Below are 19,957 nucleotides of genomic sequence, written 5' to 3'. Positions count from 1 at the left end.
TGGTAAAACGCGCGACCGTCCGGGATCGCCGCTCACCGACACGCAGAGCAGTTTGCCGCCCTCAAGCGCCCCGAAGATGCGCGCGAGGGAGAAACGTCGTTGCGAGTTGAGAGCTCACCCTGGACAGGCCAGTCGCTGCCGCGCGTCGAAGACGCCGCGCTTCTGACCGGACGCGGCCGGTTCGTCGACGACCTGCCGATCCGCCCAGGCACACTGCATGCCGCGATCCTGCGCTCACCGCACGCCCACGCCGACATCGTTGCGTGCGACATCGCGGCGGCGAAAGCGCTGCCCGGCGTTGTGGCGATCATCTGCGGCAAAGATGTCGCGGCGCTCACGACGCCCATGGTCGCCGGCCTGAAGAGCGCCGTCGAGAACTGGCCGATTGCCGTCGATCGCGTGCGTTACGCCGGCGAGCCGGTCGCCATCGCGGTGGCGGACACGCGGTACATCGCCGAAGACGCGCTCGATCTGATCGAGATCACCTATCGTCAGCGGCCGGCCGTGGTCGATCCGGTCGCCAGCGGCCGCGCGGACGCGCCGTTGCTGCACGACGGCACATCGTCGAACGTCGTCAGCGACCGCACCTTCCGCTACGGCGATCCGGAGGCGGCCTTCGCGCAAGCGGATCGCACGATATCGATCTCCATCCATTATCCGCGCAACACCGGCGCGCCCATGGAAACGTTCGGCGTCGTCGCCGAATACGATCCGCATGAGGGCGTCTACGACATCCTCACCAACTTCCAGGGCCCGTTCAGCATTCACGCCGTGCTGTCGCGCGCGCTGAAGGTGTCCGGCAACCGGCTGCGGTTGCGCATGCCGCCGGACTCAGGCGGCAGCTTCGGCGTCAAACAAGGCGTTGCGCCTTACGTCATCCTCATGGCGGTGGCGGCGCGGCTTTGCGGCCGCCCGGTCAAATGGATCGAGGACCGCCTCGAACATCTCGTGGCCGCGACCGCCGCGACGAACCGCGTCACAACGCTCAAGGCCGCGGTGACGAGCGAAGGCCGCATCACCGCGCTCGATTGGGACCAGATCGAGGACTGCGGCGCCTATCCGCGCGCGCCCGAGCCGGCGACGCTCTATCGCATGCACGGCAACATGACCGGCGCCTACGACGTCCGGAACGTTGCCATCCGCAACCGCGTCGCGCTCACCAACAAGACGCCGACCGGCCTCGTGCGCGGCTTCGGCGGACCGCAGGTGTATTTCGCGCTCGAGCGCCTGATGCAGCGGATCGCCGTCGAATTGAAACTCGATCCGGTCGACGTGATCCGGCGCAATCTCATTCAAACCGAGGCCTTTCCCTATCGCACGGCGACGGGCGCGCTTTACGATTCCGGCGATTATATCGGCGCGCTCGATGCCGCCGTCGGCGACGGCCGCTTGCAGGAACTGCGCCGCCGCCGCGACGAAGCCCGCGCGGCGGGGCGCCTCTATGGCATCGGTTTCACCGCCGTAGTCGAGCCCAGCGTCTCGAACATGGGCTACATCACCACCGTGCTGACCGCGAACGAGCGCGCCAAGGCGGGGCCGAAGAACGGCGCGCAGGCGACGGCGACCATCGCCATCGATCCCGTCGGCTCGGTCAGCGTGCATATTTCATCGACGCCGCAGGGTCAGGGCCATCGCACCGTCATCGCGCAAGTCGTCGCCGACGTGCTCGGCTTGAAACCCGACGACATCCGTGTCGCGACCGATCTCGACACCGGCAAGGACGCCTGGTCGATCGCGTCGGGCAATTACTCCAGCCGCTTCGCCGCGGCCGTCGCCGGTGCGAGCCATCTCGCGGCGGAGCGCCTGCGCACCAAGCTTGCAAAGATCGCCGCCGAACAGTTGCGCGTCGAAGCCGACGAGATCACGTTCGCCGACGGCAAGATTCGCGGACCGCACGAAAAGGCGGTGATGCCGTTCGCGCGCATCGCCGCGCTGTCGCATTGGTCGCCGGCCTTGGTCGGCGATGCCGGCGATCAGACCATCCGCGAGACCGTGTTCTGGACGCCGCCGGAGCTCACCGCGCCGACACCGGCCGACGAGATCAATTCGTCGCTCTGCCACGGCTTCATCTTCGACATGTGCGGCATCGAAGTGGATCGCGCGACCGGCAAGGTGCTCATCGACAAATACATCACGATGCACGACTGCGGCCGCATCCTGCATCCCGGCATGGTGGAAGGGCAGATCCGCGGCGGCTTCGCCCAAGCCCTCGGCGCGACGTTCTACGAAGAGCTGGCCTATGCCGACGACGGCGCGTTCCTGACCGGTACCTTCGCCGATTATCTGCTGCCGACCGCGACGGAAACGCCGGACATCGACATCCTCCACATCGAGACGCCCTCGCCTTTCACCCCGCTCGGCGCCAAAGGCGTCGGCGAAGGCAATTGCATGTCGACGCCGGTCTGCTTCGCCAATGCGGTGGCCGATGCGCTGAGCGTCAGCGACGTGACGCTGCCGCTCAAGCTCGGCACCGTGAACGCGCTCATCGATACGCCGGAGCCGCCGCCTCCGCCGCAAGCGACGAAGGCCGCCGCGCCCAAAGCCAAGCCCGGCGATCGCACTTTGCGCGGCGAAGGCGAGGCGCGCGTCGCCGCCGAACCGTCGGCGATCTGGGACATGCTGCTCGACGTCGACGTTCTCGCCTCCATCATTCCCGGCTGCCACGGCGTGCAGAAACTGTCGCCGACGCATTTCAAGGCCGACGTGACGTTGGGCGTCGGCCCGGTGAAGGGCCGCTACAAAGCGGAGATTCAACTTTCCGATCTCGACGCGCCGCGCGCCGCGACCTTGTCCGGCTCAGTCGTCGGCGCGCTCGGCACCGGCGGCGGCGCCGGGCGCGTGACGTTGTCAGCCGACGGCAGCGGCGGCACCGTCATCGCTTATTCCTACGAGGCCGCGGTCGGCGGCAAGGTCGCCTCGATCGGCGGCCGCCTGCTCGACGGCGCCGCGCGCGCGATCATCGGCCAGTTCTTTGCGGCGCTCGGCCGCCGCGCCGCGCCGCGGCAAGGCTCCTGGTTCTCGCGCCTGTTCGGGAGGCGCGGATGAAGCCGGCAGCCTTCGATTATCTCCGCGCCGAGACCATCGACGAAGCGCTGGCGGCGCTGGCCGAACACGGCGCCGATGCACGCATCATCGCCGGCGGCCAGTCGCTGATGCCGATGCTGAACATGCGGCTCGCCAAGCCCGCCGTGCTGATCGACATCATGCGCATCGCCGGGCTCGATGAGATCAAGCGCGAGCGCAACATGATCGTCGTGCCGGCCGCCGTGCGGCAGGCGCGGCTGCTGGCAAGGCCCGAGCTCGCGCAAGAGCAGCCGCTGCTCGCGGCGGCTCTCCCCTGGCTCGGCCATTACCAGACCCGATCGCGCGGCACGATCTGCGGCTCGACCGCGCATGCCGACCCGAGCGCGGAAATCCCGCTCTGCCTCGTCGCGCTCGACGGCGAAATCCGGCTGCGCTCGCGGGCCAAGCGGCGAACGGTCAAGGCCGACAGCTTCTTCACCGGCATGATGACGACGGCCAAGAACGACGACGAGATGATCGAAGCCGTCGCGTTCCCCGTCGCCGAACGAGGCGCCGGCTATGCCTTCCGCGAGGTGGCGCGGCGGCACGGCGACTTCGCGATCGTCGGCTGCGCGGCGGTCGTCACCGCGCGCGACATTCATTTTTCCGTCGGCGGCGTCGCCGATGCGCCGTCACGCCGCTCGTGGCCGCTGCTGAACGGCTCGGCGCTCGACGATGCGCTGAACGCCTTCGCCTGGGAGCTCGACGCGCGCGAGGACATCCACGCCACCGCGCGGCTGCGGCGCGATCTGGTGCGCAACATCGGCCGCGCCGTCATCGAGGAGGCCACGCGATGCCGCGGTTGAGCGCCAAGCAACGCCACGTCGTTGCCTTCACGATCAACGGCCAGCCGGCGCGCATGGACGTCGAGACGCGGACCTTGGCGACCGATGCCCTGCGCCACACGCTCGGACTGACCGGCACGCATGTCGGCTGCGAACACGGCGTGTGCGGCGCCTGCACCATCTGGATCGACGATGTCCCGGCCCGCGCCTGTCTGACGCTGGCCGTGCAACTGGAAGGCCGCACGGTGCGGACGGTCGAAGGACTGGCGCCACGCGCCGACGAACTCAGCGTCCTGCAAGCCGCCTTCCGCCGGCATCATGCGCTGCAATGCGGCTTCTGCACCGCCGGCATTTTGATGTCCGCGGCGGCGCTCCTGCGCGAGCGGCCGAACCCGACCGAGGCCGAAGTGCGCGAAGTCGTCGGCGGTCACCTGTGCCGATGCACCGGCTACACGCCGATCATCGCCGCCATTCTCGACGCTGCGTCCATCCTTCAGGAGAGCACTGCGAATGTTTGATCTCGGCACCAGCTTCATCGCCAGTGTCGGGCGCGACCCGAACGCCGTCGCGATCGTCGATGGCGACGTGCGGCTGACCTATGCGGCATGGCTCAAGACGATTTCCTCTGTCGTTGCCGCGCTCGACGGGCTCGGCCTGTCGGCCGGCGATCATGTCGTCACGGCGCTGCAGAACCGGTGGGAAGCCGCGACGCTGCATTGGGCCTGCCAGTTCGCCGGTCTCATCATCACGCCGATCAACTGGCGCGCGAAGGCCGACGAGATCGACTATGTGATCGACAATGCCGACGCCAAGGCGATCGTGTTCGAAGAGGTGTCCGTGGAAGCGGTGCGCCAGAGCGAACGCGCGGCAGGCATCATCCGCATCGCCGTCGGCGAACCGGCAAGCGGCTCAGACCTCACCTTCACGAAGATGACCGAAACGGCGGCGCCGACCGCCGTCCCGCGCGCCGCGGCGGATGCCACCTCGCTCATGCTCTACACCTCGGGCACCACGGCCAAGCCGAAGGGCGTGCCGCGCCGCCACCGCGCCGAACGCATGGCAGCGCTCGCGCATGTGGCGCAGAATCTCTACGGCCGCGGCGAATGCACGCTCGGCGTCATGCCGCTCTACCACACGATGGGTGTCCGCTCGCTGCTCGCCATGTCGCTCATCGGCGGCACCTTCGTGTGCCTGCCGCGCTTCGACATCGTGCGCGCGCTCGAATTGATCGCGGCCGAGCGCATCACCAATCTCTATCTGGTGCCGACGTTGTACCACGACCTCGTGCACCATCCGCGCTTCGCCGGTACCGACGTTTCTTCGGTCCGCAAGCTCGGCTTCGCCGGCGCGCCGATGACGGACGGCCTGCTGGCCAAACTGACCGACGCGTTCAAGCCCGAGCTCTTCGTCAATCACTACGGCTCGTCCGAGATCTACACCTTCACGATCAATCAGGATGCCGCCGCCAAGCCCGGTAGCGCGGGCAAGGCCGGCCTCAATCAGCATATCCGTGTGGTCAAGCTCAACGCCGCCAATCACGACGATCTTGCCGCCACCGATGAAGAAGGCGAGATCATCGCGCTGGCCTCGAGCGACGAGGCCTTCGAGGGCTATTGGCGGCGCCCCGATGCCGATGCCAAATCCCTGCGGCAGGGTTGGTATTTCACCGGCGACACCGGTTTCATGGATCGCGATGGCGATCTGTTCGTCACCGGCCGCGCCGACGACATGATCATCACCGGCGGCGAGAACGTCTCGCCTGTCGAGATCGAAAGCTGTCTGTCGAAGCATCCCGCCGTGGGCGAGGTCGCGGTGGTCGGCCTGCCCGACGAACGTTGGGGCAAGATCGTCGTGGCGTTCATCGTGGCGACCGCGCCCGTCACCGCGCAAGAACTCGACCAGCACTGCCGCACCTCGGGCCTCGCCAATTTTAAGCGCCCGCGCCGCTTCGAGTTCATCAAAGCGATCCCGAAATCGACCGTCGGAAAGCTGCTGCGCCGTCAGCTCGTCGCCGGCGACTACGAACCGGCCACCCCGGCCCGCAGCGACAGTCACGTCGCATGACCCCCTTCACCGTTCAGCAAGCGAACAAGAGAAAGCGAACATGAACCAGACGACCCATCCCGACCTCGCCAACCTCGACGGCTTCCGCGTCGAGATCGATGCGGCGCGCGAACGCGCCGACATCGTGCTCGACCGCGCGCCGATGAACACGATCTCCATGCCGCAGCGCGATCAACTGCGGAAGGCGTTCGAGGCGCTGGACGAGGACGATCGCGTCCGCGTCATCGTGCTGCGCGCGATGGGCGAGCACTTCTCCTCCGGCGGCTACATTCGCGGCTTCCTCGAAGCTTCGCCCGAACATGTCTCGAAGCTCGCCTGGAACATCGCCGCTCCGGCGCGCTGCGCCAAGCCCGTGATCGTCGCCAACCGCGGCTACACCTTTGGCGTCGGCTTCGAAATCTCGCTGGCCTGCGATTTCCGCATCGTGTCGGAGACCTGCCAGTACGCGCTGCCGGAGCAGAAGCTCGGCCAGATCCCCGGCTCCGGCGGATCGGCGCGCCTGCAAAAGATCGTCGGCATCACGCGCACGAAGGACATCGTGATGCGGTCGCGGCGCATTCCGGGCCGTCAGGCTTACGATTGGGGCCTCGCCACCGAATGCGTGGCCGATGCCGATCTCGAATCCGCGACCGACAAACTGGTCGACGAATTGCGTGCCTTCTCGCCGATCGCGCAGCGCACGGCCAAGAAGCTGCTCAATGACACCGAGGATGCCTCGCTCTCGATCGCCATCGAGCTCGAAGGCCACTGCTACAGCCGCCTGCGTCAATCCGACGATTTCCGCGAAGGCGTCGAGGCGTTCCACGCCAAGCGGCCGCCGAAGTTCAAGGGGAGCTGAGCATGACGGGCGCTGCCAACAGCACTGCGGACTCGATCTGGAAGAACGCCTGGACCCTCGACGAATTGACGCGGCTGACGCGCGGCACGTTGGTCGATCATCTCGGCATCCATTTCGTCGAGATCGGCGACAACCAGTTGGTGGCGGAGCTCCGGGTCACGTCGTCCACGGCGCAACGCATGGGATTCCTGCACGGCGGCGCCTCGCTTGCGCTCGCCGAGACGGTGGGAAGCCTTGCCAGTCAGATGGCCGTAGATCGCGACGCCTATGCGGCCGTGGGCCTCGACATCAATGCCAATCACTGCCGCCCGGTGAGCGCGGGCGAGACGGTGCGCGCGGTGGCGACACCGCTGCATCTCGGTCGCCAGACGCATGTGTGGGAAGTGCGTGTCGAGACGGACGACAAGAAGCTCGTCTGCATCGCCAGATTGACGACCGCGATCAAAGCCAAATCCGGCACTGCCGGCCTGAAAGCAGCCTAACCAACAACACACAGAGAGGAACGTCCATGAGGAAGCATAGCAAACACGTCGCGCGCTGCAGCGCCCTGCTCCTGGGTCTTGCCGCGTTGAGCACGACCGCATCCGCGCAATCGCCGGTGAAGATCGGCGTCGTCACGCCGCTGTCGGGCACCTATTCGCCGATCGGCCAGCAAGTACGCTGGGGCCTCGAGCTCGCCGCCAAGGAGATCAACGCCGCCGGCGGCGTCGCGGGCCGCCCGCTCGAACTCATCTTCGAGGACGAAGAGGCCAACCCCTCCGTCGCCGTGCAGAAAGCCGAGAAGCTGTTTCAAGTCAGCAAGGTCGACTTCCTGACCGGCACCGTGAATTCGGGCTCGACGCTGGCCGTCGCGCAGGTGGCCGAGCGCAACGGCAAGCTGGCCGCGACGACCGTCTCGTTCGCGGACTCCATCACCGGCGACAAGTGCTCGCCGAACATGTTCCGCGTGAACGCCCGCGCCGAACAGCAGTCGGTCGCGCTGTCGGCCTGGCTGGCCAAGCAGAAGCCGAAGGCCAAGGTATTCTATCTCGGCCCGGATTATGAGATGGGCCGCTCCACCGTCGCGGCATTCAAGGCCAGCGCCGAGAAGAACGGCGCGCAGTCGCTCGGCGAGGTGTTCGCCCCGCTCGATTCCAAGGACTACTCGCAGTATTTCGGCCAGATCCGCGCGGCCCGGCCGGAGGTCATGTACACGTCCGTCGCCGGCAACGACACCGTGCGGCTGTTCACGCAGTTGCAGGAGTTCGGCCTGCGCAACAACATCCTGATCGTCGGCGCATCCGGCACCCTCACCTCGCAGAACATCGGCGCTGTCGGCAGCGCCGCCGACGGCTTTGCCACCGGCGTCGGCTATTCGCCGCAGATCGATACGCCCGAGAACAAGAAGTTCGTGGAAAGCTTCCGCAATGCCTACAAGGGCGATCCCGACCTCTACGGCACCGACAGCTACGGCCTGCTCTATGCCTATAAGGCGGCCGTCGAGAAGGCCGGTTCCACCGACACCGACAAGGTGCGGACCGCGCTCAGCGGCCTGAGCTGGCAGACGCCGCAGGGCACCAAGACGATCCGCGCCGGCGACCATCAGGCGATGCAGACGATGTACGTCGTGCGCGTCAACAAGGGCAAGTTCGACATCATCGATCAGGTGCCGGCCGAACAAGCGATCGGTCCCGACGTCTGCACGCGCTTCTGATCCAACGCAGCCACCGCGTCACGCGCGGTGGCTGTCCTTTCCTGGTCCTGCCGGAGGCGACGTGATGGCGGCCCTCGATTATCTGCAATTCGTGCTGGCACCGCAGATGGTGAACGGCTTGGCGCTCGGCATCGCCGTGATCCTGGTGGCGCTCGGCCTCACCATCATCTTCGGCCTGCTCGACGTCATCAATATGAGCCACGGCGAGTTCTATGCCATCGGCGCCTATATCGCGCTGGCGTTGGCGGCGCTCGGCATCAACTATTGGCTGCTATTGGCCGCCGTGCCGATCCTGATGCTGCCGCTCGGCATGCTGACCGAACGCGTCCTTGTGCGGCCGGTGTTCGACAGCAAGGACCGGCACGTCACCACGCTGCTCGTGACCTTCGGGTTCTCGCTCGTGGCGGAGGACGTGCTCAAGCTCGTTTTCGGCCCCAACACGCAACGGCCGGCGACGCCGATCAGCGGCGCGACCGAACTGTTCGGCATCTTCATCCCGAACTACCGCTTGTTCCTCATCGTCTTCGGCACGCTCGTCGTGCTGGGAACGGCCTACGTCGTCTATCGCACGCGCCTCGGCGCGATGGTGCGCGCCGCCGCATTCGATCGCAACATGGCGGCCTCGTTGGGCGTGCCGGTCTCGCTCGTCTATTCCGGCACGTTCGGCTTCGGCGTCGCGCTGGCCGGCCTCGCCGGCGTTCTGCTGGCGCCGATCTACTCCGTCTTCCCGACCATGGGACGCGATTTCATCCTGCTCGCCTTCACGGTGGTGATCGTCGGCGGCATGGGCTCGATCTGGGGCGCGGTCGTCGCCGGTCTCCTGCTGACGCAGGTGCAAGCTTTGGCCAGCCTCGTCATTTCGCCGGTGTGGACCGACCCCATCGTGTTCGGAACGATGGTCGCCTTCCTCGTCTTCAGGCCGCAGGGCCTCTTCGGAAAACTCGGCCATGGTTGACCGCCTCACCCTCTCGATGCGGGCCAGCCATGTGCTCGCGCTTGCCCTGGTGCTGGTGGCGCTGGCGCTTGCCATCATAGGCGCCGCCGCCGGCGATACATTCTATCTGCGTCTCGGTACCGAGGCGCTGATCTTCGCCGGCCTCGCGCTGTCGGTCGATCTGCTGCTCGGCTTCTCGGGTGCGTTATCGCTCGGCCAGGCGCTGTATTTCGGTATCGGCGCCTACACCTCGACGGTGGTGCTGATGAAAGTGCCGTCGTTCTGGCTGGCAATGGGCGCCGCGTTTGCGACGAGCTTCGTCGCCTCCGTGATCGGCGGCTTGATCGCCAATCGCGTGCGCGGCGTCTACTTCGCGCTCATCACCTTCGGCATGGCGCAGGTCGTCGCCAAGATCGTCTACAACACGCGTGAACTCGGCGCCTCCGACGGCATGATCGGCGTGCCGGTCATCGATATCGGCTTCGGCCCATTCTCGGTCTCGGCCGGCAGCCCGGCCGGCTTCTTCGTCATCGTGCTGGCGACGATCATGATCCTCTACGGGATCACGGCCTATTTGCTCGACACGCCGTTCGGCCGCGTTCTGACGGCGATCAAGGCCAACGAGAAGCGGGTGCCGTTCCTCGGCTATTCGGTGCGGCAGGCGCGCATGGCCTGTTACATACTGGCCGGCGTCATCGCCGGGCTGTCCGGCGCGCTCTATCCGATGCTGCGCGGTTTCGTTTCGCCGGAGCTGATGTTCTTCATGACATCGGGCAACGCCGTCATTTCCGTCATTCTCGGCGGTGTCGGCACGCTCATAGGCGCGGTCTACGGCAGCATTCTGCTGGTCGTATTGAAGTCCTTCATCGGCAGTTGGACGGAGCACCATCTCATCGTCATCGGCCTCTTGTTCATCGCCAGCGTGATGTTCATGCCCAAGGGCATCATCGGCCTGGTGCGACCGCTCATCGAACGCATGCTGCTTCGCCGCAATGGCCTTGCCGCGAAAACACCGACCGACATCGAGCCCGGCCTGTCGCCCACCGCGGAAGGAGCCCGGCAATGACCTCAGTTCTGGAAGTCAGGAATCTCAGCATTGCCTTCGGCGGGCTGCGGGCGGTGGACGATGTCTCCTTCGCCGCGCAGAGGCACCGCATCACGACGGTCATCGGCCCGAACGGCGCCGGCAAGTCGACCTTGTTCAATCTCATCAGCGGCGCGCTGATGCCGCAGGCCGGCCAGGTGATCGTCGATGGCGTCGACATGACCGACGCGGCGCCCGAGCGCCGCCAGGCCGCCGGCCTGTCGCGGTCGTTCCAGATCACGAACCTGTTCTTCGAACTGACCGTCGCCGAGAACATCCGCCTCGCCGCGCAGATCCTCGAGCCGGCGTCGCGTCGCTTCCTGCCGCTGCGCGCCTCGACGCGGGCACGGGCAAAGACCGACGAGATGCTCGAGCGTTTCGAACTCACCCATCGCCGGGACGAACTCGCGGGGCATCTGTCGCATGGCGATCAGCGGCGGCTCGAGATCGCCGTCTGCCTCGCCTCGGAGCCGAAGCTGCTGCTGCTCGACGAGCCGACCCAGGGCATGAGCCACGGCGACACGGCGAATACCGCGGCGCTGGTGCGCTCGCTCACCGACGACGTGACCGTGCTGCTGATCGAGCACGACATCGCCTTGGTGATGGACCTGTCGGACCATGTCATCGTGATGCATCAGGGCCGCAATCTCGCCGACGGCACGCCGCAAGCCGTTCGAGCCAACCCAGCCGTGCAAGCCGCTTATTTCGGACAGGCCTGACATGCTGCAAATCGAGAACCTGCACAGCCACTACGGCACCAGCCACATCATCCAGGGCCTTAGCTTCTCGGCGGGCGCCGGCGAGATTATCGGCATTTTCGGCCGCAACGGCGTCGGCAAGACGACGTTGCTCAAGACCATCGCCGGCTGGGTGAAGCCATCCGAGGGACAGATCCTGCTCAAGGGCCGCTCGCTGGGCGGCCTCTCGCCCGATCGCATTTGTCTGTCGGGCGTCGGCCTCGTGCCGGAAGACCGCCGCATCTTCCCTGGCCTGACCGTGGAAGAGAACCTCAAACTCGGTCTCCTGCAGGTCCGCGGCCGCTCGCACAAGACGGAACGCGCCGCCATCGACGGCATCTACGAGCGCTTCCCGCGGCTCGGCGAGCGGCGACGCCAGCTCGGCACCACGCTCTCCGGCGGCGAGCAGCAGATGCTGGCGATGGCCCGCATTCTCGTCGGCGAGCCGGTCGTGGCGTTGGTCGATGAGCCGAGCGAAGGGCTCGCACCGATGATCGTCGCCGAAGTGTTCGCGATCGTGCGCGAACTACGCGACCGCGGCGCGCTCGTCCTGCTCGTCGAGCAGAACGTCCACGAGGCGCTTTCGGTCACCGACCGGTTCTTCGTGATCGAGCGCGGGCAGATCATCCTGAGCGGCCATTCGGAAGACGACGCCGACCGGCAGAAGCTGCTGGCGACGCTGGCGGTCTAAGCCAGCGCCGTCGTCGCTTGTGCGGCTTTAGTTCGCCTGGATGCCAGCCTTCTTGATGATGACGCTCCACTTGGCGATTTCGTCGGAGATGAAGGTCTTGAACTCCGCCGGCGTGCTGCTGTTCGGTTCGACACCGATGTCGAGCAGCCGCTTCTGCGTCTTCGCGTCGGCCATCGTCGCGCGGATATCGCGGTTCAGGCGCTCGATGATCGGAGCCGGCGTGCCTGCCGGTGCCGCAATCCCGAACCATGCGTAGCATTCGTAGTCGGTGATGCCCTGTTCGGCCATGGTCGGCACATCGGGCAGCGCCTGGCTGCGCGTCTTCGTGGTCACGGCCAGCGCTTTCACCTGGCCTGCCTTCAGCTGCGCCGTCACGTTCGGAATGAGCTGGAAACTCACCGGCACGCTGCCGGACACGAGATCGACGGCGACCTGGCTTCCCGACCGATAGGGTACGTGGACCATCTTGGTGCCCGCGACGATATCGAAATAGGCCGCCGCGAGATGCTGCGACGAACCGACGCCAACCGACGAGTAGCTGATCTCACCCGGCCGCTGACGGACGTAGGTGATGAACTCCTTGACGTTATTGACGGGGATCTTCTCCGGATTGACCACCAGCACATTCACCAGCTTGGCGACCAGCGAGATCGGCTCGAAATCCTTCTCGGGATCGTAAGTCAGCGGCGTCAGGGACTTGTTGATGACGAAGGGTCCCGGCGCCGCGAAAACAAGCGTGTAGCCGTCCGGCGCCGTTTTTGCGGCCGAACCCGTGCCGTTGTTGCCGCCCGCACCGGCATGGTTCTCGACGAACACGCGTTGCCCGAGGCGCTCGCCGAGGCCGTCCGCGACGATCCGTGCGATGCTGTCGCTCGCGCTTCCCGCGCCGAACGGTACGATCAGCCTCACCGGATGGTCGGGATAGCCCTGCGCCACGGCACCGGTCACGGAGGCCAGCGCGAACGCCGCCGCCAGCGCCAACTTCCTCGGATATGCAGAATATCGCATCGATCACGTTTCCCCTCTGAGCGGCCGCCCACGATCTCGACCGCTTTGTTGCCGAAAATTATCGCGCAGGACTTCGGGGACTTGAAATAAGTTCGCGCAATAGCGCTATCAGGCAAGTCGATTGCCCGTATCAGCAGCGTCGATTGCCGGCGAGAGCACGCCGGCGTTCAAGTGGATGTGCTTCAACTCCGTGAAGTCCGCCAATCCGTCGAAGCCGTGCAGCCGCCCTATTCCGCTCTGGCGATAGCCGCCGGTCTCGGCTTCGGCAAAAAGCTTGTTGTGGTCGTTGATCCACACCGTGCCGTCACGCAATGCGCGCGCAACCCGCATGGCGCGGTTGACGTCGTGCGTCCAGACGCTGGCCGACAGACCGAACACGCTATGGTTGGCCTTCGCCACCGCCTCGGCTTCGCTCGAGAACTTTTCGATGACGACGAGCGGTCCGAAGATCTCTTCCTGGCAGAAGAATGCGGACGTGTCCTCATGCGCCACGATCGATGGCGTCAGATAGGCTCCTTCCGCCAGACGCCCATTCGGCGCGCTGCCGTGCAACACCACCTCGTCGGCGAGATCGAACGCTTCTTCTATGCGGCTTTGCACCGCGTCTCGCGCGCGAAAATCGATCAGCGGCCCGATATGGGTCGCGGGATCGGTGCCGGGGCCGACGACGAGCGCCTCGAGCGCGCCCTTCAACGCCGCCTTCATCGCATCGTAATGCGCCTCATGCACGAGGATGCGGCGCGCGGCGGTGCATTGTTGTCCCGAGATGATGGTTGCGGCCGACGCCAGCGCCGGCGCGATCCGCGCAACGTCGGCGTCCTCGAACACGAGACAGCAGGACTTGCCGCCAAGCTCGAGCGAAAGCTTCTTCATGGTCGGCGCTGCCGCCACCATGATCGCCTTGCCGACATGCGTCGACCCCGTGAAACTCACGACATCGACATCGGCGGACGTCACCAAGGTTTGAGCCGCGTCATGCCCGCTTTCACCGATCATATTGACCGCGCCGGACGGCATGCCCGTGCCCTCGAGCGTTGCCAGGAACGCCGCCGTGAACAGCGTCGTTTGCGGCGCCGGCTTGACGACACTGGCACACCCCGCAGCCATGGCCGGCGCAAGCGAGCGCACCAGCAAAACGGCGGGCGCATTCCAGGGAACGATGATGCCGGCAACGCCCGCCGGTTCGCGGAGCATGGTCGAAAACGCGCCGGGCTCGACTTCGAGCACATGACCCGGAATGTGGCGCGCAAGGCCGGCGTAATAACGGATCTCGGAGATGGCGCCGACCATCTCGCCACGCGATTGCGCGATCGCCTTGCCGTTCTCCAAGGTCAGAAGCTGCGCCAACGATTCCAAATTGGCTTCGAGATTGGTCGCCCAGCGCAGCATCACGTCCTGACGCAGCCGCGGATTTTGCGACCACGACGGAGTCTCGAAAGCTTTCTTGGCGGCGTTGATCGCCGCCTCGGCTTCCGCTTTGCCGCCATCGGCGAAGCGGCCGACAATGCGGCCGGACGATGGATCAAGGCTTTCGACGGTGCCGCCGTGCGCGGCCTTTTCCCAGCGACCGCCGATCCAATGGAGAGCTTCGCGAATGTGCATGCGATGACGCGCCTAGCTGTTTTGGCGATAGCTAAGCGGCACGGGATATCAACGCAAATAATGATGGATGATATCGCCTATCACGAACGGCGAGCGTCTAGTCCCCAGCCGGCATGCGCAGAATTTCCGCGCCCGCCGCGAGCTCGGCCGTCATCACCTCGATGAACAGACGCGCCGCGGCCGACAACGGACGACGTGGATTGTGCAGGCAGACGATCTGACGCGTCACGCGCGGCGCGACGATGCGGTGCGCGCGCAAGGTCCCTTCCGACAGCCCGCGCCCGACCGCAATCGCCGGAAGCACGGTCACCCAATCTGAACGCCGCACGAGCTCTTCGATCGCGGCGACCGAGTCGACCTCCAGCCGTATCGACAGTTCGACGTCTTCATCCTCCGCGATCTTGTCGACGATCAAGCGAAGACCGTTGCGTTTCGACGGCAGAATGAGCGGTAGGTTTGCCAGGTCGCGAAACATCAGCGGCGATCCGAGTTGGCGCGCGCTCGCCGCCGACGTGACGACAACCATCTCCTCGTCGAGCATGTCGATCGTCGGCAATTCCGAGCGCCGGCGACCTTTATTGAGAATGGCGAAATCGAGCGAGCCGGCCCGCACGCCCTCCATGAGGACGCTCGAATAGCCGTCGCAGGCGGAGACTTCGACTTCAGGGTACTGGGTCGCAAAAGACGATAGCGAGCGCGCCAGCACGCTCGATGCGACCGACGCCACCATGCCGACGGCTATGCGCCCACGCACCGTGCTGGAGCGGTTGATCACCTGCTGCTTGGCTTCCGAGAGGTCACGCAGGATCGGCGCAAACAACCGATAGGCGGTTTCGCCGGCCGAGGTCGGAATCATGCCCTGCGATGTGCGCTCGAACAGCTTCTGCTTCAGCTCTTCCTCGAGCTTGGCGATCTGCATCGACAGCGCCGGCTGCACGACGTTCATCCGCCGCGCGGCGCGCGTGGTCGAACCCTCTTCGAACAGGCTGACGAAATAGCCGAGTTGGCGAATGTCCATGGGGAAATCCTCCGCCCCTTGGCTATCACAGAAACTGATTTAGACCAAAATCCCTATCATCAAATTGGTTGTACTCCGGCGCGGCCCATCGCCATGCGTTAGCGCTTCGCGGCCAACGCGCGCTCGCGCAATTGCGTCAGCGTGGCATTCGGCGTGATCGCTTCCGGATCGATCCGCAATTCGATCAGCGCCGGCCGGCGCTGTGTGTCGGCAAACGCGCGCGCCCGCGCGAAAGCGTCGGCGAATTCCTCGGTGCGCAGGACAAGTTCGCCGTGCCCGCCATAAGCCTTCGCCAGCGCGGTGAAGTCGGGATTGAAGAGATCGGTCGCATAAACGCGCCCGGGATATTCCTTCTCCTGATGCGCCCGGATCGAACCGTACATGCCGTTGTTCACGACCAGAACGACGATGCCGGCGCCATATTGCGTCGCCGTCGCGAGCTCATGTCCCGTCATCAGGAAGCAGCCGTCGCCGGCAAAACACACCACCGGGCGATCGGGATGAAGCAGCTTGGCCGCGATCGCGGCGGGTACGCCGTAACCCATCGCTCCCGAGGTCGGCGCAAGCTGGCTGCGAAAGCCGGAATATTGAAAGAAGCGATGCACCCAGATGGCGTAGTTGCCGGCGCCATTGGTGATGATCGCATCCGGCACCTCCGCGCGCACATGCGCGACGACGGCACCGTAATCGAGCGAACCCAGCATCGCGCCCGGCGTGATCTCGGCAAGATAGTCCGCGCGGGCGGCCTCGCGCCAGGCCTTGGCCGATGGCTTGCGCTGGGGCTGCAAGCGTGCCGCCGCGGCCGCGAATTCCGGCATCCCGGCATTGATCGGCAGGTCGCTCTGGTACACGCGGCCGAGTTCGCCGGCGTCCGCGTGAACATGGACAAACCGCTGGCTGGGGCGCGGCACATCGAACAAGGTGTAGCCGCCTGTCGTGGTCTCGCCGAGCCGCAGGCCGACAGCGATGATCAGATCGGACTCCCGAAGCCTCTTCACCAGCGCTACGCTCGATCCGAGCCCGGCATGTCCGGCATAATTCGGATGCCGGTTGTCGATGATGTCCTGACGGCGAAACCCGGACACAACCGGCAGGTCGAACGCTTGCGCGAAGGCGCACAGATCACGGCAAGCCTCGGCGCTCCATCCGCCACCGCCGACCATCATCACCGGCCGCTCGGCCTCGGCGATCATCGCCGCAAGTCGCTCGAGATCATCGGTGCCCGGATGCGCGGCGGCGCGCTTGTAAGCCTCGGCGTCCGCGACAGAGGCAACACGCGCGAGCATGTCTTCCGGCAGGGAAACGATCACGGGACCGGGCCGCCCCGACACCGCGACGTGAAATGCACGGCTTACCAGCTCGGGAATGCGCTCCGGGCGGTCGATCTCGACCACCCATTTGGCCATGCCGCCGAACATGCGCTGATAATCGACCTCCTGCCAGGCTTCGCGCCCGAGCATGTGCCCGGCGACCTGCCCGACGAACAGGATCATCGGCGTCGAGTCCTGCGATGCCGTGTGCACGCCGATCGCGGCATGGCTCGCCCCGGGGCCGCGCGTGACGAAGCAGATGCCCGGCCGGCCTGTCAGCTTGCCGTAGGCCTCGGCCATCGTCGCCGCGCCGACCTCCTGGCGCGACACGACCACCTTGATCGCATTGCGCGCATCGTAAAGCGCGTCGATCGCGGCGAGAAAGCTCTCGCCCGGAAGGGCGAAGACGGTCTCGACGCCGTGGATCTTCAGCGCATCGACCAGGATTTGGCCGCCGCTGCGCGTAGGCATCGCTTGCTTCATGCAGATAATCTCAATTGACCGCCGATGCTGACAGGCAGGTTGATCTCACGCGATGCCGAGCCGCTGAAAGGCGCCGGCCCCATCCACTTGCAGGGCCTTGGCGAGATCGACATTTTCCTCGCCCTTCACGCGGATGCGTTTGAAATCGAGCGGGGGCGCGTCGACCGGCGTCGTCGCGTCGAGCCCCATCTTGGCGCTGATACCGTTGCGCGACGATGGATCGAGTTTGGAGCCCTGCGCCCCGGACACCACGATCAGATCCTTGTCCGCCTGGAAGCGGGTGGCGATCGCCCAATCGACCTCATCGGGATCGTCGATATTCACATCCTCATCGACGACCACGACGCGCTTGATGTCGTAATGGCCGCCGAACGCGCCCATGATGATGTTCTTCGGCTCGCCGTCGCTCACCTTCTTGATCTTGACCACGAGATGATAACGGCACGTGCCGCCGCGCGGCAGACGCACGTCCAAGACGCTCGGGAAACTGCGTTGGAGATGTTGCAGCAGCGTCGCCTCGCGCGGCACGGCGCCCAGAATGAGATGCTCGAAGCCGCCGCCCACGATGGTGTGGAAGATCGGCTGGCGGCGGTGCGTCACCGCATCGACCTGGATGACTTCGCGATCGGCGCGGGGGCCGTAATATTGCGGAAACTCGCCGAACGGGCCTTCCGGTTCGCGCACCTTCGGCAGGATACGTCCCTCGATGACGATTTCCGCGTCGGCCGGAACGCGCACCGTGTTGGTCTTGCACTTCACGACGTCGATGGGCCGCCCGAGCAACGCGCCCGCGATTTCCATCTCGTCCTCATCGAGCGCCGCGATCGCCTGCGACGCCAGCAGGCAGATCGGATGAATGCCGATGACAAGCGCGATGTCGAGCGCGTCGCCCGCTTCTTCCGCCATGCGGAAGTAGTTCAAGGTGTGACGCGGCAGCAGAAGCACCCCGATGCGGTCCGGTCCGCTGACCTGGCAGCGATGGATCGCGACATTCTGGATGCCGGTGCGCGGATTGCGCGCGATCAGCAGCGCCGCGGTGATGTAAGGGCCGCTGTCCAGCTCATTGTGCTTCGGGATCGGCAGCAGCTTGAGCAGATCGATATTCGCCGTATGGACGATGTCCTGCGCCGGTCCGGTCGCGACTTCGCGACACGGCAAAGGATTGCGCACCGCGTCCTGAAAACGAGCCAGGAGTTCATCCTCCCTCGCGCCGATGGATTCGGCGACCGAACCGCGCGAGGTGAACAGGTTCGCCGCGACCGGAATGTCGTGACCGTCCGGGCGCGGAAACAGCACCGTCCGTTCGCGCTCGATCTTCTTCGAGACCGCGGAAAGCTCGTCGGCGAGCGCAATCCCCTCGCGAGCGATGGCGAGCCTGTCCTGCTCGGCCAGATGACAGAGCCAGCGGCGCAGATCGGCCGTTGGCTCTTGCTCTTTGCTCGCTTCTATGGCGTTGGCGTTTCTAGCCGTCATGCGCACTCTCTTCCGTCGCGGCCGCAGCAGGGCTGCGACCGCGCTCTCGACTGTCATTCGATGGTGATGTTGGCGTCCTTGATCACGGTCCGCCACTTGGCGACTTCCGATGAGATCAGGGCGCGGAATTCCTCGGGCGTCGATTGCGCCGGGTCGGCGCCGATCTCGATCATGCGCTTGCGGATCGTGGGGTCCGCCATGATCTTGCTGATGAGGCCGGACAGGCGGTCGACGATCGGCTTCGGCGTGCCCTTGGGCACCAGCAAGCCGAACCAAGCCGACGATTCGAACTCCGGCAAACCCTGCTCGGCCATCGTCGGCACATTCGGCAGCGCAAGGCTCCGCTCGCGGCTCGCCACGGCGATCGCGCGGATATCGCCCGCGCCCAATCGCGACCAGACGTTCGGAATCAGTTGGAAACTCGCCGGCACCTGGCCCGACATCATATCGACCACGATGTTGGTCGCGGCACGATACGGGACATGATTCATCTTCGTCTTCGTGATGCGCTCGAACAGAACGCCGGCGAGATGCTGCGAGCTGCCGACACCGATGGAGGAGTAATTGATCTGGCCCGGCCGTGCCTTCACGTAGGCGATGAACTCGGACACCGTCTTGACCGGAATGACCTTCGGATTCACCACCAGGACATTCGGCAGCTTGGCGACCAGCGACAGCGGCTCGAAATCCTTCTCGGGATCGTAAGGCAGGTTCTTATAGAGGATCTTGTTGACGGCGAGCGGCCCCGATGCGCTGAACAGGATCGTATGACCGTCCGGCTCGGCGGTCGCGACCGATGCCGTGCCGACATTGCCGCCCGCGCCGCCTTTATTCTCGACGATGATGCGCGTACCCAGATCGTCGCCGAGCCGGTCGGCAACGAGGCGGGCAATGATGTCGGTTGCGCCGCCGGCGGGAAACGGCACGACCATCTTGATGGTGTGCGATGGATAACCTTCTGGCTGCGCTTGGGCGGCCGTGAAGACGAACATCATGGCGCAGGCCGCAAAAATCTTCCGTAGAGACATCCATTCCCTCCTGAATCGCGTTTCCTTCGGCCGTCAGACGGCTTTCTTTTTGTTTTGGCGCGCCTGCTTCATTCAGGAGGGGAAGGCGCTTGGCAAATATCTATAAATGATCCGCTTATCATCGATTCTGATATCGTTGACGCTCG

The 19,957-nt window shown here is 65.5% G+C and carries 17 protein-coding genes; 11 read left to right on the top strand and 6 right to left on the bottom strand.

The features are described 5' to 3' along the window. Positions 1 to 99: 99 nt before the first annotated feature. The 11 genes from DW352_RS01195 (at position 100) to DW352_RS01145 (ending at position 11,889) form a co-directional block, all read left to right on the top strand. Positions 100 to 3,045, top strand: a complete 2,946-nt coding sequence (locus DW352_RS01195) for a xanthine dehydrogenase family protein molybdopterin-binding subunit (RefSeq protein WP_115687760.1) — start codon at positions 100 to 102, stop codon at positions 3,043 to 3,045. After that, complete coding sequence (locus DW352_RS01190) at positions 3,042 to 3,869, top strand: FAD binding domain-containing protein (RefSeq protein WP_115687758.1); 828 nt, start codon at positions 3,042 to 3,044, stop codon at positions 3,867 to 3,869. Before DW352_RS01195 ends, DW352_RS01190 begins: the two co-directional genes overlap by 4 nt. Beyond that, on the top strand, positions 3,857 to 4,366 hold the full coding sequence (locus DW352_RS01185) for a (2Fe-2S)-binding protein (protein ID WP_115687756.1): 510 nt from the start codon (positions 3,857 to 3,859) through the stop codon (positions 4,364 to 4,366). Before DW352_RS01190 ends, DW352_RS01185 begins: the two co-directional genes overlap by 13 nt. Further along, entirely contained in the window at positions 4,359 to 5,912 is a 1,554-nt protein-coding gene (locus DW352_RS01180) for an AMP-binding protein (protein WP_115687754.1), read from the top strand. The genes DW352_RS01185 and DW352_RS01180 overlap by 8 nt, the downstream gene beginning before the upstream one ends. 40 nt (positions 5,913 to 5,952) lie before the next feature. Continuing rightward, positions 5,953 to 6,750 (top strand): enoyl-CoA hydratase/isomerase family protein, encoded by a 798-nt coding sequence (locus DW352_RS01175; RefSeq protein WP_115687752.1) that lies wholly within the window; start codon positions 5,953 to 5,955, stop codon positions 6,748 to 6,750. Between the two features lie 2 nt (positions 6,751 to 6,752). Continuing rightward, on the top strand, positions 6,753 to 7,232 hold the full coding sequence (locus DW352_RS01170) for a hotdog fold thioesterase (protein ID WP_115687750.1): 480 nt from the start codon (positions 6,753 to 6,755) through the stop codon (positions 7,230 to 7,232). 26 nt (positions 7,233 to 7,258) lie between these two features. Then, the gene (locus DW352_RS01165) at positions 7,259 to 8,443 is read left to right on the top strand and encodes an ABC transporter substrate-binding protein (RefSeq protein ID WP_115687748.1); all 1,185 of its coding nucleotides are present in this window, start codon (positions 7,259 to 7,261) and stop codon (positions 8,441 to 8,443) included. 64 nt (positions 8,444 to 8,507) lie between these two features. Next, complete coding sequence (locus DW352_RS01160; protein ID WP_115687746.1) at positions 8,508 to 9,398, top strand: branched-chain amino acid ABC transporter permease; 891 nt, start codon at positions 8,508 to 8,510, stop codon at positions 9,396 to 9,398. Next, on the top strand, positions 9,391 to 10,443 hold the full coding sequence (locus DW352_RS01155; RefSeq protein ID WP_115687744.1) for a branched-chain amino acid ABC transporter permease: 1,053 nt from the start codon (positions 9,391 to 9,393) through the stop codon (positions 10,441 to 10,443). Before DW352_RS01160 ends, DW352_RS01155 begins: the two co-directional genes overlap by 8 nt. Continuing rightward, complete coding sequence (locus DW352_RS01150) at positions 10,440 to 11,180, top strand: ABC transporter ATP-binding protein (RefSeq protein ID WP_115687742.1); 741 nt, start codon at positions 10,440 to 10,442, stop codon at positions 11,178 to 11,180. The genes DW352_RS01155 and DW352_RS01150 overlap by 4 nt, the downstream gene beginning before the upstream one ends. A gap of 1 nt (position 11,181) precedes the next feature. After that, positions 11,182 to 11,889: an ABC transporter ATP-binding protein gene (locus DW352_RS01145; RefSeq protein WP_115687740.1), complete on the top strand. Its 708-nt coding sequence runs from the start codon at positions 11,182 to 11,184 to the stop codon at positions 11,887 to 11,889. A 27-nt stretch (positions 11,890 to 11,916) separates the two neighbouring features. On the opposite strand, the gene DW352_RS01140 is transcribed toward DW352_RS01145, so the two are convergent. From DW352_RS01140 to DW352_RS01115, 6 genes are all read right to left on the bottom strand, one after another. Next, positions 11,917 to 12,897, bottom strand: a complete 981-nt coding sequence (locus tag DW352_RS01140; RefSeq protein ID WP_115687738.1) for a Bug family tripartite tricarboxylate transporter substrate binding protein — start codon at positions 12,895 to 12,897, stop codon at positions 11,917 to 11,919. A 108-nt stretch (positions 12,898 to 13,005) separates the two neighbouring features. Further along, complete coding sequence (locus DW352_RS01135) at positions 13,006 to 14,499, bottom strand: aldehyde dehydrogenase family protein (protein WP_115687736.1); 1,494 nt, start codon at positions 14,497 to 14,499, stop codon at positions 13,006 to 13,008. 97 nt (positions 14,500 to 14,596) lie between these two features. Continuing rightward, a complete protein-coding gene (locus DW352_RS01130) occupies positions 14,597 to 15,517 on the bottom strand; it encodes a LysR family transcriptional regulator (RefSeq protein ID WP_115687734.1) in 921 nt (306 codons plus the stop codon). Positions 15,518 to 15,615: 98 nt separating this feature from the next. Then, positions 15,616 to 17,298, bottom strand: a complete 1,683-nt coding sequence (locus DW352_RS01125) for a thiamine pyrophosphate-binding protein (protein WP_245434278.1) — start codon at positions 17,296 to 17,298, stop codon at positions 15,616 to 15,618. A gap of 57 nt (positions 17,299 to 17,355) precedes the next feature. After that, positions 17,356 to 18,783 carry a UbiD family decarboxylase gene (locus DW352_RS01120; RefSeq protein ID WP_115694181.1) on the bottom strand — a complete coding sequence of 476 codons (1,428 nt, stop codon included), beginning with the start codon at positions 18,781 to 18,783 and terminating at the stop codon, positions 17,356 to 17,358. 53 nt (positions 18,784 to 18,836) lie between these two features. Then, the gene (locus tag DW352_RS01115; RefSeq protein ID WP_245434277.1) at positions 18,837 to 19,811 is read right to left on the bottom strand and encodes a Bug family tripartite tricarboxylate transporter substrate binding protein; all 975 of its coding nucleotides are present in this window, start codon (positions 19,809 to 19,811) and stop codon (positions 18,837 to 18,839) included. Positions 19,812 to 19,957 lie beyond the last annotated feature (146 nt).

Source organism: Pseudolabrys taiwanensis (assembly GCF_003367395.1).
GTDB classification, from domain to species: Bacteria; Pseudomonadota; Alphaproteobacteria; order Rhizobiales; family Xanthobacteraceae; genus Pseudolabrys; species Pseudolabrys taiwanensis.
This window is presented reverse-complemented; position numbering and strand designations above follow the sequence as displayed.

Bases quoted from the DNA above. Each gene is read 5' to 3' on its own strand.
- DW352_RS01190 (WP_115687758.1), top strand. From the start codon at position 3,042: ATGAAGCCGGCAGCCTTCGATTATCTCCGCGCCGAGACCATCGACGAA.
- DW352_RS01185 (WP_115687756.1), top strand. From the start codon at position 3,857: ATGCCGCGGTTGAGCGCCAAGCAACGCCACGTCGTTGCCTTCACGATC.
- DW352_RS01180 (WP_115687754.1), top strand. From the start codon at position 4,359: ATGTTTGATCTCGGCACCAGCTTCATCGCCAGTGTCGGGCGCGACCCG.
- DW352_RS01175 (WP_115687752.1), top strand. From the start codon at position 5,953: ATGAACCAGACGACCCATCCCGACCTCGCCAACCTCGACGGCTTCCGC.
- DW352_RS01170 (WP_115687750.1), top strand. From the start codon at position 6,753: ATGACGGGCGCTGCCAACAGCACTGCGGACTCGATCTGGAAGAACGCC.
- DW352_RS01165 (WP_115687748.1), top strand. From the start codon at position 7,259: ATGAGGAAGCATAGCAAACACGTCGCGCGCTGCAGCGCCCTGCTCCTG.
- DW352_RS01160 (WP_115687746.1), top strand. From the start codon at position 8,508: ATGGCGGCCCTCGATTATCTGCAATTCGTGCTGGCACCGCAGATGGTG.
- DW352_RS01155 (WP_115687744.1), top strand. From the start codon at position 9,391: ATGGTTGACCGCCTCACCCTCTCGATGCGGGCCAGCCATGTGCTCGCG.
- DW352_RS01150 (WP_115687742.1), top strand. From the start codon at position 10,440: ATGACCTCAGTTCTGGAAGTCAGGAATCTCAGCATTGCCTTCGGCGGG.
- DW352_RS01145 (WP_115687740.1), top strand. From the start codon at position 11,182: ATGCTGCAAATCGAGAACCTGCACAGCCACTACGGCACCAGCCACATC.
- DW352_RS01140 (WP_115687738.1), bottom strand. From the start codon at position 12,897: ATGCGATATTCTGCATATCCGAGGAAGTTGGCGCTGGCGGCGGCGTTC.
- DW352_RS01135 (WP_115687736.1), bottom strand. From the start codon at position 14,499: ATGCACATTCGCGAAGCTCTCCATTGGATCGGCGGTCGCTGGGAAAAG.
- DW352_RS01130 (WP_115687734.1), bottom strand. From the start codon at position 15,517: ATGGACATTCGCCAACTCGGCTATTTCGTCAGCCTGTTCGAAGAGGGT.
- DW352_RS01125 (WP_245434278.1), bottom strand. From the start codon at position 17,298: ATGCCTACGCGCAGCGGCGGCCAAATCCTGGTCGATGCGCTGAAGATC.
- DW352_RS01120 (WP_115694181.1), bottom strand. From the start codon at position 18,783: ATGACGGCTAGAAACGCCAACGCCATAGAAGCGAGCAAAGAGCAAGAG.
- DW352_RS01115 (WP_245434277.1), bottom strand. From the start codon at position 19,811: ATGTCTCTACGGAAGATTTTTGCGGCCTGCGCCATGATGTTCGTCTTC.